Here is a 15554-nt window from a genome sequence, read left to right on the forward strand (position 1 = left end):
TGACCGACCGGTCAGCCGGAATTCCAGGAGGGATGGAGCTTGCACGTGGGGAAAGCGGAGTCGGGCCGGGCGCCCGGGCGCAAAGCTCGGCGGAGCACGGCGGTAGCGGTACTGGCGCTGGCCCTGGCCCTGGGCTCGGCGGGGTGCGGCCTGGGCGGGGGCGTTGCCACCGAAGCTGGCAAGGGCGAGGAGGCGGTGGCGGTAGAGGTGGCCACCGTAGAGCAGGGAGACCTGGTGCGGCAGGTGGAGTTCGCCGCGCAGGTGCGTGGTTCCCAGGAACTCAGCGTGGCGGCCAAGGTGCAGGGGCAGGTGCACGAGGTTCTGGTGGACATAGGTGACCGGGTGCGCGCGGGCCAGGTGCTGGCGCGCCTGGACAGCGCCGACATTGAGACTCAGCTGCGCGCTGCCGAAGCCGCGGTAACGGTGGCAGAAAGCGCTCTCGACCTGGCCAAGGCCGGGCCCTCGGAGGCGCAGCTTAGGACCCTTCAAGCTCAGCTGGCCCAGGCAGAGGCTGACTGGAAGCGCATTGACTACTTGTACCAGGAGGGAGCGGTTTCCCAGCAGCAGTGGGAGCAGGCCCGAATGGGTTACGAAGTAGCCCAGGCTAATCTTGAAGCTGCATATCCCCGGGAAGAGCAGATAAGACAGCTTGAGGCCCAGGTGGAGCAGGCCCGGGCCCAGGCCGACGCCCTGCGTGCCCAGTTGCGTCATTACGTAATTACCTCGCCCATCGCCGGAGTGATTATCTCCCGCTCGATCGATCTGGGCAGCCTGGTCAGCCCCGGCGTACCGCTCTTTACCGTGGTGCAACTGGATCCGGCGGTGCTGGAGATAGTGGTGGGGGAGAAAGAGGTTAATTACCTTGAGGTTGGCCGGGAAGTGCAAGTGGTGGTACCCGCCCTCGGGTCAGAACCCCTGGCGGGCCGGGTGGTGGCGGTGAGCCCTGGACTTGTTTCTACCCTGGGCGGCTACCGGGTGAGGGTGGAGGTAGCGAACCCCAAGCACACCTTAAAGTCGGGCATGGCGGCCCGGGTGCGGCTGCCCCTGGATAGGCTTCCCGGTAGGCTGCTGGTGCCCTTGGGTGCCCTGGTGGACCGGGGCCACGGCACGGTGGTCTTCGTGGTGCAGGAAGGCCGGGCGGTAGAGCGGCCGGTTGAAGTGGAGGCCACCGGTGAAGGCCGGGCGGCCCTGCGCTCCGGGGTGCAAGAGGGCGAACAGATAGTGGTGCGGGGCCAGGAATTCCTGCAGAGCAATGATCCGGTGCGGGTAGTGGCCTCCGACAGGGGGGACCAGTCTTGAGCTTTTTGCGCGGGGTGGTTAACCGCCCGGTAGCGGTGCTGATGGTAGTGGTGGCCCTGCTGTTGCTGGGTGCGGTATCGCTCACCGGGCTTAAACTTGACCTGCTTCCCCAGCTACAAATCCCCGTGGCCGTGGTGGCTACCAGTTACCCGGGCGCCGGTCCCGAGGAAGTGGAGAAGCTGGTGACCCGGCCCTTGGAGGAGACTCTGGGTACGGTGAACGGGGTCAAGAGCCTCTACTCCTATTCCAGCGGGGGTATTTCCCTAATCATCCTGGAGCTTGCCTGGGGTACGGACTTGGACTTTGCCGCCTTGGACATGCGGGAGAAGATCGACTTGATCCAGGGCCTATTGCCGGAAGGGGCTGAGGATCCCCAGGTGCTGAAGATGGACCCCACGCTCATGCCGGTGATGCAGCTGGCAGTGGGCGGAAGCGGGGACCTGAGGCAGCTCCGGGCGATAGCGGAGGAGCAAATCAAGAGCCGGCTGGAGAGGGTAGAAGGGGTAGCCTCCGCCGACGTGGTGGGCGGATGGACCCGGGAGATTGCGGTGCTAATAGACCCGGCCGCTCTGGCGGCCCGGGGACTCAGTATTACCCAGGTGGTGCAGTCACTTCAGGCCACGAATCTCAGCCTTTCCGGAGGTTACCTGCCGGCGGGAGAGAAGGAGTACCTGCTGAAGGTTACGGGCGAGTTCACCGGCTGGGAGGAGATCCGGGACGTTCCTTTGATTACCGGTACCGGAGCGGTGGTGCGTCTGGCGGACGTGGCCACGGTCGAGGATACCTTCGCCGATGTTGAGCAGGCGAGCCGCATCAACGGCCAGCCCTGCGTGGCTCTGGTAATCAACAAGCGAAGCGACGCCAACCCGGTGGAGGTGGCCCGAGGGGTGCGCGCCGCCCTGAAGGAACTGGAAGGCGAGCTGCCTCCGGGCATGCAGGTGTTTACCATCTTCGATCAGGCCCGGTACATAGAGACTGTTCTCAGCAACGTTCTTAATCAGCTGGTAGTAGGCGCCGTCCTGGCCGGCCTAATCCTTTTCTTCTTCCTGCGCAGCCTGCGCTCTACCCTGGTACTGGCTCTGGCCATGCCGGTATCCATAATTACCACCTTCGTCCTCATGCGCTTTGGTGGCCTCAATCTCAACCTCATGACCCTGGGCGGGTTGGCCCTGGGAGTAGGCATGATGGTGGACGGCGGCATAGTGGTGCTGGAGAACATCTTTCGTCACCGCGAACAGGGCAGGCAGCCGGCGGAAGCGGCGGTGGTAGGCACCGGCGAGGTGGCAAACGCGGTAACCGCCTCGATTCTGACCAACGTGGTGGTCTTTCTTCCCATAGTATTTACCGAGGGATTGGCCCACGAATTGTTCTCCCCTCTGGCCCTCACGGTATCCTTTGCCCTCCTGGCTTCGTTGCTGGTGGCCATAACTGTGGTGCCTACCCTGGCCTCCCGGCTTTCCCCCTCTCCGGCTGTGACCACCGGCTGGATAGGTAGCCTGGGGAGGAGGCTTGAACGTTGGCAAGAGCGCTATGTCAAAGTCCTGGCCTGGGCCCTGGGACACCGCCGGCGGGTGATACTGGCCGCAGCGGTGGCAGTAGTGGTAAGCCTGGCGCTCACTCCTGTGGTTGGGGTGGAACTGCTGCCGGCCATGGATCAGAGCCTTGTCTACGTGACCGTTGAGCTGCCGCGAGGCAGTACCATGGCGGAAACCGATCGGGTAGCCCGGCGCATAGAAGAGGCGGCCCAGTCCCTTCCCGAGGTACGTACCGTAGCTACCACGCTGGGAAGCGCATATGGCCAGATGGGCGGCAGCCTGGGCGGGCGCGCGTTGGAGACCGCCACGGTCGAACTGGAACTGGTTCCGAAGAATGAACGCCGCCGCTCTGCCGAGGAAGTAGCGGAGGCGCTGCGGCGTCAGTTGGCCGACCTTGCAGGCGCCCGGATCACGGTTTCCGGCAATGCTCTCATGGGCACGGGGAGTTCCGAGTACCTGCAACCGCTGGAAATCCAGATTCGGGGAGACGACCTGGATACCTTGCGGAAAATAGCAGATCAGGTAGCGGAGCGGGTGCGATCGATACCGGGCACGCGGGAGGTTAAGAGCTCCCTGGAGGAGGGTCGGCCAGAGGCGGTGGTCAAGGTGCGGGCGGCGGAGGCGGCCCGCTACGGCCTGACGCCGGCCCAGGTGGCATCGACCGTGCGCGCGGCGATACAGGGACAGGTGGCCACCTATTACCGGGTAGGGGGACAGGAGATTGCGGTAAGGGTGCGCCTGCCCGAAGAGGCGAGGTCGGATCTGGCTTCTCTAGAAGGCTTGCTTATTCTGACTCCCACCGGTGCACGCGTTCCCCTGAGCAGCGTGGGGGAAATAGAGATGGGGCAGGGACCCACTACCATCGTGCGTCAGGATCAATCTCGGCTGGCCACAGTAAGTGGTACCCTGGCCGCCGGATATAATCTTGGCCGCGTAACCCAGCAGGTGCATGCCGCCCTGGCGGACCTCAAGCTTCCCGCCGGCTACAGCCTGGAATTCGGCGGCCAGGTGGAGCAGTTGACCGAAGCCTTCGGGACGCTGACGGTAGCGTTCCTGATCGCCGTGGCTCTGGTATACATGGTAATGGCCGCCCAGTTCGAGTCTCTGGTTCATCCCTTTACCATCATGTTGAGCCTGCCCCTTTCCGTGGTGGGAGCGGTACTAGGATTGCTCTTAACTGGTCGCAGCTTTAACATCACCGCCTTTATGGGTATGGTAGTCCTGGCGGGAATAGTGGTCAACAACGCCATCGTGCTCATCGACTATACCAACCTCCTGCGCCGTCAGGGTATGGAGCGCGAGGAGGCTCTTCTTGTGGCGGGAGCCCGGCGTCTGCGTCCCATCCTGATGACCGCCCTGACTACAGTACTGGGGATGCTGCCCCTGACCCTGGGTTTGGGCGAAGGCGCCGAGTACCAGGCCCCCATGGCCACCGTGATCGTGGGAGGGCTGCTTACCTCCACCGTGCTTACCCTGGTGGTGGTACCGGTAGCGTATAGCTGGCTCGAGGATGTGGGCGCGAGATTCAGGCGACGGCGTACGGCCTGACCTGGAGGTGGGTACCGTGGCGGCACGCAGGCCGCAGGAGGAGAGACGGCGCCAGATTCTGGAGGCGGCAGCGGAGGTTTTCGCCCGCCGCGGCTACTACGAGGCCAAGGTGGAAGAAGTGGCCTTCCGGGCCGGGATCGGCAAGGGCACCGTGTACGAGTACTTCCGCAGCAAGCGCGAACTGTTTCAGGCCATGCTGGATCACGTGGGCGAATATCACCTGCAGGTGCTCAAGGCCAGCCTGGAGTCCGCCCACAGCAGCCAGGAAAAACTCGGGGCCGTGGCCCGGGCGCACCTGGAATTGCTGCTTGAGCACCGGGCACTGGCGCGGCTTGCCTTTTACAGTCCGGTAATCCTGGGTCCGGAGATTTGGAGCTGGGTGGAAAGACAGGAAAGGGCGCTGGTGGCGCTATTCTCGAAAATCTTCCGGGAGGGACTGGAGAGGGGCGAGCTTCGCCCCGTAGACGAACAGGTAGCAGCACGGGCCTTTATGGGCGTACTTTGGAGCGCCGGAGGCAGCCTGATCTGCCGGCCGGGAGCGCTGCCCGGCCGGCCGCATCCGGCAGAGATGGCCATGACCCTGGTGGATCTGCTGTGGCGGGGCCTGGCCAGGCGAAGGTAGCACCGCCCGGAATCCGCGTTCTCAGGGACGGTCTGCCCTCCGGGCTGCAATACCAGCTTCTGGTCTCGCGGCGTCTGTGTCGGCTCCGGCCTGCATGTGCATTTCCCGGACCGAGCGCAACAGGGTTGCCGCCTCGACCGCCAGATCGGCCAGGTGGATGCAACCCCGAGGTCCTGCCAGCAGTTCGCCGATCTGGTGGCGGTCCAGAGCCAGCAGGTCAAGGCCTGCCAGTCTGCTTACCTGCACCGCCGCCAGGCCGCAGGCGGGATCCGGAGCTCGGGTGGTGTGTGCCTTAGCTCGGAGGACCATCCCACCGGGTTCCAGCTCCAGCCGTAGTATTAGCTGTTGATAGGAATCTACAAGGGTAGAAGTAACCAGGTGTTCCTCGGCGAGCCATAGGCTTGTGGTGCGGGACCGTATGAAAAAACAGCGATCGCGGCACTGGCCCGCCAGGTAGACCGGCCAGGACCGGACCTGCTCCGGCGGTAAGGCGTAGTAGACGCAGGTGCCGGAGAACGTTTCCCGAAAATAGCGCTCGTAGGCTTCGAGCGAGGCATACCCCCGCTTTACGGCTACGCAATGCTCACCCTGGAGCAGGGCCTTCACGCTTTCTAACAGCAGATCTACCCAGGTATCGAGTTGTTCCCGGCCCGCGAGCGCCCGCCGGAATTCCTTGGCCGCCCCCAGGTAGGCGGTAATGCCGCAGAGTTCCGGCACCTCCTCGGTGCCAAAGGCCTTGCCGGAGGCATCCCGGTAGACCGCCAGGGCCGCGCGCCGGATTCTAAAGTCCCGTATGCCCACCACTACGCTAACTGCCTGCTCGGACCAGGCATCCAGACGGTGCACCCGCACCTCCAGCTCCCGATCGCGCACTGCCCAGAGCCCTGCCACCAATTGTCGGTGATACACCTGCGGCTGGCCCGGCGGGGGTTCTTGGTGGTTCAGACCAGGCATCGAGCTCTTCCTCCTTGTCTGCCAAGACGGGTACCACGACGGGTTTTCCAATTCGTTGTCCGGGTGCAGGTCTCCTGCCGGGTGAACGAACTAGCTGCCACTGGCTGCCGCCCTGGTGCTCCTAGGGGGAAGACCTCTTGGCGGCGAAAAGCAGGTAGGAATAGATCGTGCCGGCCAGCGCCGCGGCCAGTATCCCCCCCACGGTTACGGCAAAGGCCAGCGATCGCGGCGCCCCGAACACGGTGACCAGGCCCGCCAAACCGGCCAGCACGAATAGCCTTCCGGTGAAGCGGTGCGTCTTCGCCCATACTTCTTCGTCGGCCAGGGTCCAGGGCGTGCGCACGCCTACGAAGTAGTTGTGCCGCACCTGGCCCAGGAAGTTCCCCAGGAGCAGGAAGAGAAGGCTTATCCCCACCTGGATGACCCGCCCCACGTCCATGGGGAAGCCCAGGGCGTAAAGGATGGTAACCAGGTATACGGCAGAGAAAAACAGCACCAGAAGCCAACGGAACCAGGTATACACGCCGGTAAATCTACCATAATTGTTTCGCCGCGGGTCGGCCAGAGGCAGGAGCAGCATCCCCAGGTAGATGCCCGCAATCAGGGCGGGAAAGAAGAAGGCCCCCCAGGCCTTGCCTACATAGTCGTCCACCTCTCCGCGCAGGTTCCAGTGACTGGGCATGAGCTCGGGAAGCTGCGGGTAGGCCCACACGGCAAAGGCAAGCAACGCCACCAGGAGCGCCCACAGGGGCCAGTCCCGCTTTACGGTCTCCCAGGAGACGCGGTATCCCTCGCGATCATAGTGATTGATGGCCATTTCGATCACCCCTCCTAACCTCGGACTTGGAAGCACCCGGGCTCTTGAGCCGCCATCTCGCACACCCGCCGCGCTGCGCCCCCCGGTTTTCTAGTCCTTTCTATCTAACGTATCCAGCAACCAGGCCAGGGCCTCTTGAAACACGGTAGTGTTTAGAGAGTAAACGATATTTTGGCCGCGCCGTTCGTCCAGTACCAGGTTTGCCTGCTTAAGCATCCCCAGGTGATGGCTGACGCTCGGCTTGCTGATGGGAAAGTGCTCCGCGATCTCCCCGGCCGTCAGGTCACGCCGGCGCAGGAGCCTCAAGATCTCGCGGCGGGTGGGGTCGGAGAGGCACTTGAATACCAGGCTGAGCTGAACCATGAAGGCCTCCCTTAGATACTTAGCCAAACATCTAACAATATAATAGTACCCCTTCCTCGTGCCGTCAATAGAGATTCGCATCCCCGGTTGCCGCGCTACCGGAAGGCCTTCTCGGGACTGAGACTACAGCTGCTCGCCGTCGTTGCGCACCTGCTGGTGGAAGAGGTGCTCGAGTTCGTCTTCCGGTTCGGGCGGCCGCAGGTGACTAACCACCCGGCGCACCCCCCGGGCCTTGGCGGCGGCCCGGGCCGCCGTCCGGGCTTCCTGTTTATCGTAAACGGTTCCCTTGAGCACGGCGGTGCCCGCGTGTACTTCCGCGCCCACGCGGCGACGGTCCACTCCCGGTGCGGCCGCCAACTCCTGCCGCACTTCGCGGGCCACGGCGCGATCGTCGATCGGCCCGTCCGTACTCAGGGCGATCGCACTTTCCACCTCCTGCACCCCGGGTATCTGCCGCACCAGCTCTTCCGCCCGTTGTTTTTCGGCCAGGGTGTCCACCACTCCGCTTATGATAGCGCGAGAGCCGCGGACCTCGGCCTTCAGCCCGTATCCTCGAAGGTCCTTATCGGCATCCAGGAGTTCCTGGGCGGGGTCGGCGGTGCGAGAGGTCTCCAGTTGAGCCTTTTCGTCCCATTCCGCGCGGCCGGTCTTGTAGCTCATCTGCCGCTTAACGTCCTTGCGGGTGCCTTGCCGCTTCTCGCTTTCCAGTTGTGCCTTTTGGGAGGCAGATTCTCGGCTCTGGGGCGGACCTGCCGGCCGGTGGGTGTCGGCAAGAGTCTCAGGCTCCCGGTAGTTTCCTCGGCGGCGATCCTTCTTGGACATTCTGTCTCCCTCCGCATCTCGCAGGCTCTCGGCCTTAACATGGATGCGAAGCGGGCAGGTTATTCTCGCCGCTCACCGGGGTGGGAGAGCGAGGGCTCGAGGTTCTGCAGGGCTGACCGAAGCGTGCGTAGCCAGGCGGGCGCGGGCAGCCGGCCCTGCCATGCCAGGTAGAGCCACAGCAGTAGGCCCGCGACGAGCAGCAGCGCGCCGGCCAGAAACCAGGGCGCCAGTCTCTGCAGGAGGGTGATAAAGCCGAGGCCGATGTAGCTCCAGGCGGTCGCCCAGGCCAGGTTAACCCCGGCCATCACCGGTACAAAGCGGGGGGCGGGCAGGCGGCTGAGCCCGGCCAGCCAGATGACCTGTCCCTGGCCCCAGTTTATCCAGCGAAACACCACTATGGCGATGAGCCCGTACCGTCGATACCAGCTCTCTACTTTCTCTACCTGCGGCCGTATGGGGGGAAAACGCTTCAGGATCCGGTTCAGCAGAATGCGGCCCCCGAAGTAGAAGAGGAGGTAGCCGGCCGTGTCTCCCGTCACGGTGGCGGCAAATACCAGGGTTACCGCCTCCGCCTGGTTGAGGACCCCCCTGTCTACCATCAGCCCGAGGGAGCCGAAAAGCACCAGCATGGGCAGAGGGATGCCCATCCCTAACGCCGCGAAACCGGCAAATAGGGCGTAAGGACCAAAGCTGGCCAGAAAGTCCTCCGCCGGGGTCAGCCTCCCTTCCCGGCCGATCGCCGGTGCCTTAGTGCTTGGGGAATAGCATCTCATCTTACGCCGCTATTTTAGCATTGTGCCCGAAATTGACGCAAGATTTGGTGGGGCAAAGGGAGATTCGCAGGGGCCTGTGCGGCCGGTTAGACCGAAGTCGGTTCCGGCCGTAGCCGCCACGCTCAATGATGCCCACACCAAGAGATGTACGCGATCCCGGGAGGGGGGTGCCTACTTGCAGGGAGATCCAAAGAGGGGCTTTCCTGAAACTGAAGTCACCATTGAGGGCCGGTCGCGGGAGGAGTGGAAAAAGGCAGCGCAGCGCCGCCGGGGCGGCACCTAGGTTTTGCCAGCCGGGGCGATTACCGCTTCCGCCGTCTCTACCACCAGGCGGGCGTCTCGGTAGGCCCGCTCCGCGTCCCGGCGGGTGTACTCCTCGGTGGGAATGAAGTCCACGTCGCCGTAGAAGGCGAACTCGCGTTCCTTGCGCAGCCACTTGGAGATGGTCGCCAGCTTCTGGGCCCGCCGGGCCGCCACCGGCGGCAAGCGGTCTTTGAACTCCACCACCAGGCCGCCGACGTCGTGCTGCTTGGGCGGCTCCACCCCGATCTGGCGCAGGAGGCCCTTAAGCGCCAGCTCTACCACCTCCTGGGCCTCGCGCACCACGTCGGAATAGGCCTCCTCGGCCAGTAGGACCTCGAGGACCTTTAGGCGCTTCTTGCACTTCTCCAGGTAGCTCTGGGCCAGGGTGCGGTTGGTCATATCTCGAAGACCTCCCCTGGCCTATAGTCCTCCTTGAGCAGCCAGTACCAGGCGCCGCCCCGGCGCACCCTTTTCGCCCCCAGTTCCTTTAGTCGCTTCCGCAACCGGGCGAGATACCCGGCCAGGAAGCCGTCCCGGTCGTAGAGGAGGCGGGCGTCCTCGACCATATCCAGGAACAGGAGGCTGCCGGCCGCCACTTCCTCCGGGGTCTTGAACACCGGGTTCACCACCGTGTCCACCCCGGCGGTGGCCGCTTGGGCCAGGGCCGGCGCCAGGCGCGCCTCTACGGCGGAGAACTCCCGTACCCGGGCCAGCCGGCCCCGGGGAAGGCCGGCTGCCACCACCAGCAGGTCGATATCCGAATCGAAGCGCGGCGTCCCGCGTCCCACGGAGCCGAAGACGGCCAGAGACACCAGCCGTTCGCCGTAGACTTCACGCGCCGCCTGGACTATGGCCTCCAAAAGACGTGCAAACGTGGTTTGCAGCCTGCCGGGCACCCCTTGCACCCCCCTTCATTTTAACAAAACGGGCGGGCAGGAGCCAGACAACTTCCGCCTCAGTCTCGACGAGCATATCCGAGTCTCATTTGGCGAGGGCAGACTGCTTCGGTGCCGGCCCGAAGGGGCTCCCTGCGGAACAAGTCTATACGCCTTTCCGTCCAAGAACACAGAGGAAGCAATTATTGGGAGGTGCCGGCGGGGTGGGCAAAATGGTGAAAGCGAAGGCCGGTTCGCACGCAGCGGCGGCCGTTGTTCTTTTTGTGGTTTTGGCCCGGCCCAAGTTCGGCTTCGATCCCCGGGAGGCAAGGTATTTAGTGAGCGAAACCTACCCGGAACCCCCGGCGCGACCGCAAGCGTCAATGTGGTAGGAACCATTGTGAACAACCTGCTGGGAGGCGCCGCAGTGCTGGCAAAGATGGCGAGAGCGAAGGTGGGTTCGCGCCTGGGGCGGGTCGCCTGGGCGATTTCTTCCGGCGCCTGCTGTGGCGCCGCTAACCAAACACCGACTAAGGGGGCGACGGGTGCTGTGGCTACAAGGAGCTTTGGGTTTACCGTGGCGGCGAGAAAGGCGGCGTTAACGTTAGGGGTACTGTTAGTGTTATCCATCGTCCTTGCTTCACCCGGCGGCCCGGCGCGCGCGGCCGATCTGGCGGCGCCGGAGGTGGGCGACCTGGCAAGGGTGGATTTTGCCCGCTCCGACACCGAGTTCCGGCCGCTCTTCCCCGATCTGGAGGAGGACCGGGAGAAGATTAAGCGCCTGCTGGAGCTCTACCGGCAGGCCCTGGCCGCCCTGGGGCCGGAATCTACTCTTGCCCAGGAACTGGGAGAGAACCAGCCCGCTCTTTGGTTCCTGAACCGGGTAAGGCTGACCCTTCGGGACGGGGGTTGCATCACCCTGATTCTCTACCAGGGGGTCATTATCTGCCCGGAAGACGGCGACCGCTGCTACCGGGTAACCGATCCCCAGGTGAGCCGGGAACTGGAAGAATTGGCCCTGAGCTACTTCGTGCCGGCCCAAGGGGTACGGGTGAGTGCCTCGCAACTGCGGATGGGCCAGCCGGTCACGGTTAGCTCGGACGTGGCCCGGGCCAAGGAAGCCCATATCCTGATTATGCCCAGCTACTCGCCTATGACCATCCCTTCGGCGCCCTACCCCTACCCGGTGCCCGAGGCCATCCTGATCGCCACCGTGCCGGTAGAGCGCGACCGCTTCACTTACACCTTTACTCTGACCGAAACCCTGGGCACCAAATTAGACGGCTCGCCCGGCCGCCTGGGGCCCGGCGCGTGGTTGCTGGTGGTACAAAGCGGCAGCCAGACCATGGTGCCGGTCAGCATCCTGCCGGAAGAGGCCTGGGAACCGCAGGCAGTAGGGTACTGTGGCGGTCGCGTGTTCGTCTGGACCGCCGGCGAGGGGCTGCATGAGGGCCGCCGGAGTTCTCCGGCGGATCAGCCCCTGCTGATCGGGGAGGCCCGCTGGGGCAGCCCGGTTACCCACGTCAGCCCGGGCTTCCTGCGGGACTGGCTGGGGGTGGCGGTGACCGAGCTCGCGCCCGGCCGGTGGCGCCTGGGCCGGGCGGAGCTCAACCTCACCGTGGCCTTGGGCGACGATAAGGCCCGGGTCAACGGCACCATGCTCGACCTGGGAGGAACCGTGCGGCAGGTCGGCGGCACGGCGAGGCTGCCCTGGACCGAACTGGGGCGCTTCTTCGGCTACCGCGTGCAGTGGCGGGGGCCGGAAACGGCGGTCTTCCTGCGCGGCCTGGACCGGGTTCCGCCGGAGCTGGAAAGGGCGCTGGCGGCAGCGCAAGTCGGCGTCGTTCGCCGGGGCCGGGCGGTCACCCTCACTCTGGACGGGAAAAAGCTGGACCTCGGCAACCACCAAGCCTACCTGGACCCCGGGCAGGGGCGGGTAATGGTGCCGCTCAGGGCCACGGTGGCCGCCCTGGGCGGCCGGGTGGAGTGGTTTGCGGTCCGTCCGGGCTACCGGGAGGCCGATGCGGCCGCCTCCGGGGGTCTTGCTCCTTACGGCGAGGAGGTAACCGCCTGGGTGGACGTGAGCTGCGGCCAAAGCGTCTGGCGGCTCTACCTGACCTCAGCGGAGAGTGGACCCGCCGTAGTGGTTCCCCTGCGGGAGCTGGCCGCAGCCCTGGGGTTCGATCTCCTGTGGGACGCGCCGAGGGCAACAGCGGATTTGCGCCCGGCAAGGTAGGGATCGCTCCTGGCGCCCGGGAAAATACGAAAGTCAGATCAGTCCGGAGAAAGAGCGGTCTGGTAGCGCACGCTAAGCCTCCCCTCCTTATCCAGGCGCAGCTCGACGCCGGTTTCCTCCCGGTCAAAGCGGTGAGTGCAACTACCTATCTGAACCCTCGCGTTTTCCCTGGCCAGGCCGATGCGCGCGGCGGCGCTGGCCGGCAGGACTACCGTAGTCTCGATGCCGGCCGGAGAGCCCAGTTCGCCTACCGCCACGTCTCCTCCCGCCCTTATCTCGCCGCCCCGGTACGCCCCGCGGACGATCACTTTCTTTCCCGCGCGGACCGAGCAGTTGTAGCATCCCTTGCCCAAAATTCTAATGTTACCGGTGGCAACCAGGACGGACCCCAGGGCGTAGCGCAGCACCAGGTCGGCGTCGTCGCCGGGAGCGTGCCAGTAAGGCTGATCAAGGAATTCCTTTATCTTTTCTCGAAGATCCCGCAGGGTTTCCAGTTCCCTAACACTCAGAGGGGAAACGATGAAATGGCTTTCCATCTCGCGTAGCAACGGTGCCAGGGGCTCCGGGAGCATTTCCGGCGGCAGCGCCTTTATACTCTTGTCCAGGGCCTGAACCAAGAGAGGCAGACGTTGGAACCTCTTTTCCAGTAGGAGAAGCAGGAGCGGGCCTATGCCTGCCTTGAGGTCCGCGGTCTTGAACGCCGGGTTGGCCGTGACCTGCTCCATGGCGGCGACTATATTGGCGACCTCGCGGTGGAGGTTTTCCAGCCGGGGGCGAATTTCGCCAAAGAAAGCCGCGTTGCCGCCGGCGACTACCGCGGAGGACAGGACGTTACCGGCCACCACTACTGTGGCTCCACCCTCAATGGTGGCGGAAGCCACCTGCCCGAGTATCTCCACCCGCCCGGTAGCCTTCACCTCCATGCCCTCCTGCACGCTTCCCCGGATACGCACGTCGCCCTGGAAGAAAACATTGCCACATCTGAGGTCAACGTCGCCCGGATGCTCCAGCACGGGCAATATCCCCAGCCGGACCGCCTTGCGCAGCCGTTGAAGGTAGGGCCGTCCTGCCTGGATGGCCACGGCTTCCAGCCCGTCCGCGCTTATCTCCACACCCGGGCCCGGCAGCAACTGGAAATCCGGGGGCTCCGGCGGAGCCAGCACCGCCCCGTAAACGTCGCGTCCCGGCCGTCCGGGGCTTGGGGGTATCTTCCTGGCCAGCACGCAGCCGGGGGCCGCGGAGGTGAAGGAAAAGCGGCGGCGAAAATCCACTTTTTCCTCCGGATCGGCCTCTACCGGCACTTTCTCTGCCTGGGAAAAGAAAACTTCCAGGCGAGCCGGCTCCCCCGGAACCGGCGGCGTACCGCGGGCCACGGTGAATTCTCCTCCGTCCTCGGTTCGCGCGGCCTGCTCGCAGGCCTGCCAGTCGACGCCGTAACAGATTCCCCGGCGGCGCAGTTCCTCGAGGAGCTCCTCCAGGGTCAGCGGCGGGCTTCTTAGCTCGCGCGTATGGGGAACGATCTTAAGCTGGGCCGCCGGCGGGAGGTCGGGTATCTCCCGCCGGTATACCACCTGCGGCCGCACGACGAGCTTGGCCGCATGACCGTTGGGCGCGACCTCCAGGCGCCAGCTTCCCGGGCTTTGGTCAACCAGAGGCCGGAGTTCGATTGCGTCCTCCTGCTTCACCGGGGTGGGCCCTTCCCGGAGCACGCCGTTGACCAGCAGTTCCACCCCGTCGGCGGGCACCAGCACCGGGTAAGGACCGTCCGGCGGGTGCACCACCCGCACCTTCCCGTCCTCTACCCAGGCCAAGGGCATGGCCGATGACTCTGGTCCGGCCAAGGGAAACTGTGGCGCCTGAGGCGCTTTTGGCGTCTCGCTACTGGCCACCACCGGACCCTTCCTTCCTCTCCCTGGCTCTTCTTTCCATGGTCTCGAGTACGCTAAAAACCCCTATAAGGTCCAAGCTTTCCTTGATCTCCGGCGGCAGGGAGGCGAGCCGCAAGATTTGTCCCCGGGAGAAGAGGCGCTCGGCGGCGCGCAGGATGGCCCCCGCACCGGAAGAATCGAGGAATTCCAGGAGGCCTAGATCGAGTTCAACGGTAGGGGAGGGTCTACGCCGGGAAAAAGGTGCACGGTATAGTTCTGCGATAAGGGCGCCTCGGTGCGAAGGCCCAGCTCAATGGTGCTGAGCACGAGGATTTCGGCCGGGTAGGAACGGCCGTCGCCGGCCGTAAGTTCGATGCTTACCGGCCGCGGCAGCACGCGCCGCAGGGGCCCTCCGCAAGCATTTCCTCCGCTGCCCGCACCCGCTGCTGCTGCACCGCCCGCAGGTAAAGGGCCGCCGGATGAGAAAACGTGTCCAGGTACGCCAGCCACCTTTTCTCCTCTTGCAGGACCACTTTTGTGCCGGCAGCGGCAGCGTGGCTTTCGGCCAGCCAGTAGGGTTTTGCCGCCAGAGCCCGGACCAGCTTCGGGTCGAACTGGGTGCCGGCGCAGGCGCTAACCTCGGCCAGAGCCCGGCCCCAGTTCTTTTCTCGCTGGTAGGGGCGGCGGTCGGTCATGGCGGCCAGGGCATCGGCCAGGATCAGAATCCGCGCCGGCAGAGGCAACTCCGGTCCGGGGCAGCCAAGGTATCCTTTCCCGTCCCAGCGCTCGTGGTGCAGGCGGATCAGGTCGAGGATAAGGGGGGTCCTGCTGGCCGGTGGCGGCGAGCATCGCGGCGCCCCAGGCCGGGTGCCGCTTCATCTCTTCCCACTCGGCGGCCGAAAGCGGTCCGGGCTTGTTGAGAATATGGGTGCCGATTCTTATCTTGCCCAGGTCGTGGAGCAGGGCTGCGCAAAGGAGCACTTCACAGGTGGTCGCTTCCAGCCCCAGTTCGGCGGCCATATGTAGGGCCAGGTTCGCCACGTTTAGGCTGTGGCGAAAGAGGTCCTCGCTGTGCGCCCTGATCTTTTCGAGGAAGTAGCTAACCGTTTCCCATTCCATAGAGCCGCTCCTCGCGTAGAAAAATACAAGCCGGCAGTTATAGGACGGCTGCCGGCAAGACTGGGGCAAGATCTAGAGCTTAATAAGAGCCGCGGCGCTTTCCGGCAGCCTGGCGATCATAGCCTTGTAAGGCCGTAGACCCATGGCTTTGCGTCCTGCCCTTTCGGACAGTTTGCCCTTAGCGGTAGCGAGGTTAGCTTTGTCGGGGCAAAGAGTAAAAACTACGGCGGCGGGTGAAATTGTAAGCCGAACCCGAAGCGCAAGCCCCCTGCGGCGGCAGGAATCCTGGAGGGTTCGCTCCCTTTAATGGGGCTTAAGTCGGTTCGCGGGGGAGTTGTGTGGGGGCCAGGCTGGGAAACGGGCAGCGAAAGATAGGGCGCACGGGGTTGATTACCTTGGGGGGGGGGGGGGGGGGGGGGG

Annotated in this window: 14 protein-coding genes and 1 riboswitch; of the genes, 4 read left to right on the forward strand and 10 right to left on the reverse strand. The window is 64.6% G+C overall.

The window, feature by feature from the left end; genetic code table 11:
- The first annotated feature begins 45 nt into the window (after positions 1-45).
- From NUV99_04550 to NUV99_04560, 3 genes are read left to right on the forward strand one after another with little or no spacing between them, the layout of a single operon-like run.
- The gene (locus tag NUV99_04550) at positions 46-1299 is read left to right on the forward strand and encodes an efflux RND transporter periplasmic adaptor subunit (protein ID MCR4419389.1); all 1254 of its coding nucleotides are present in this window, start codon (positions 46-48) and stop codon (positions 1297-1299) included.
- Complete coding sequence (locus tag NUV99_04555) at positions 1296-4382, forward strand: efflux RND transporter permease subunit (protein MCR4419390.1); 3087 nt, start codon at positions 1296-1298, stop codon at positions 4380-4382. The genes NUV99_04550 and NUV99_04555 overlap by 4 nt, the downstream gene beginning before the upstream one ends.
- A gap of 16 nt (positions 4383-4398) precedes the next feature.
- Complete coding sequence (locus NUV99_04560; GenBank protein MCR4419391.1) at positions 4399-5004, forward strand: TetR/AcrR family transcriptional regulator; 606 nt, start codon at positions 4399-4401, stop codon at positions 5002-5004.
- A gap of 21 nt (positions 5005-5025) precedes the next feature.
- On the opposite strand, the gene NUV99_04565 is transcribed toward NUV99_04560, so the two are convergent.
- The 7 genes from NUV99_04565 to NUV99_04595 all read right to left on the reverse strand — a co-directional run bounded on the left by NUV99_04565 (position 5026) and on the right by NUV99_04595 (position 9932).
- On the reverse strand, positions 5026-5958 hold the full coding sequence (locus NUV99_04565) for a DUF2889 domain-containing protein (GenBank protein ID MCR4419392.1): 933 nt from the start codon (positions 5956-5958) through the stop codon (positions 5026-5028).
- Between the two features lie 121 nt (positions 5959-6079).
- Positions 6080-6775 carry an SdpI family protein gene (locus tag NUV99_04570; GenBank protein ID MCR4419393.1) on the reverse strand — a complete coding sequence of 232 codons (696 nt, stop codon included), beginning with the start codon at positions 6773-6775 and terminating at the stop codon, positions 6080-6082.
- A gap of 90 nt (positions 6776-6865) precedes the next feature.
- Positions 6866-7138 carry an autorepressor SdpR family transcription factor gene (locus tag NUV99_04575; GenBank protein MCR4419394.1) on the reverse strand — a complete coding sequence of 91 codons (273 nt, stop codon included), beginning with the start codon at positions 7136-7138 and terminating at the stop codon, positions 6866-6868.
- Positions 7139-7261: 123 nt separating this feature from the next.
- A complete protein-coding gene (locus NUV99_04580) occupies positions 7262-7960 on the reverse strand; it encodes a BON domain-containing protein (GenBank protein MCR4419395.1) in 699 nt (232 codons plus the stop codon).
- 59 nt (positions 7961-8019) lie between these two features.
- Positions 8020-8733 (reverse strand): VTT domain-containing protein, encoded by a 714-nt coding sequence (locus NUV99_04585; protein MCR4419396.1) that lies wholly within the window; start codon positions 8731-8733, stop codon positions 8020-8022.
- A 279-nt stretch (positions 8734-9012) separates the two neighbouring features.
- The gene (locus NUV99_04590) at positions 9013-9435 is read right to left on the reverse strand and encodes a HEPN domain-containing protein (protein MCR4419397.1); all 423 of its coding nucleotides are present in this window, start codon (positions 9433-9435) and stop codon (positions 9013-9015) included.
- Positions 9432-9932 carry a nucleotidyltransferase domain-containing protein gene (locus NUV99_04595; protein ID MCR4419398.1) on the reverse strand — a complete coding sequence of 167 codons (501 nt, stop codon included), beginning with the start codon at positions 9930-9932 and terminating at the stop codon, positions 9432-9434. Before NUV99_04595 ends, NUV99_04590 begins: the two co-directional genes overlap by 4 nt.
- Positions 9933-10461: 529 nt before the next feature.
- Here NUV99_04595 and NUV99_04600 point away from each other — a divergent pair.
- Positions 10462-12147, forward strand: a complete 1686-nt coding sequence (locus tag NUV99_04600) for a copper amine oxidase N-terminal domain-containing protein (protein MCR4419399.1) — start codon at positions 10462-10464, stop codon at positions 12145-12147.
- 38 nt (positions 12148-12185) lie between these two features.
- Here the strand turns inward: NUV99_04600 and NUV99_04605 are convergent, their stop codons facing one another.
- From NUV99_04605 to NUV99_04615, 3 genes are all read right to left on the reverse strand, one after another.
- Positions 12186-13964 (reverse strand): FapA family protein, encoded by a 1779-nt coding sequence (locus NUV99_04605; protein MCR4419400.1) that lies wholly within the window; start codon positions 13962-13964, stop codon positions 12186-12188.
- Between the two features lie 267 nt (positions 13965-14231).
- Positions 14232-14411: a hypothetical protein gene (locus tag NUV99_04610; protein ID MCR4419401.1), complete on the reverse strand. Its 180-nt coding sequence runs from the start codon at positions 14409-14411 to the stop codon at positions 14232-14234.
- The gene (locus tag NUV99_04615) at positions 14393-14821 is read right to left on the reverse strand and encodes a hypothetical protein (protein MCR4419402.1); all 429 of its coding nucleotides are present in this window, start codon (positions 14819-14821) and stop codon (positions 14393-14395) included. The genes NUV99_04610 and NUV99_04615 overlap by 19 nt, the downstream gene beginning before the upstream one ends.
- Before the next feature lie 413 nt (positions 14822-15234).
- A riboswitch (cyclic di-GMP riboswitch) is annotated at positions 15235-15321 on the reverse strand.
- Positions 15322-15554: the final 233 nt, after the last annotated feature.

The sequence above is a fragment of the Clostridia bacterium genome (assembly GCA_024653205.1).
Taxonomy (GTDB): domain Bacteria; phylum Bacillota; class DSM-521; order Neomoorellales; family SLTJ01; genus JANLFO01.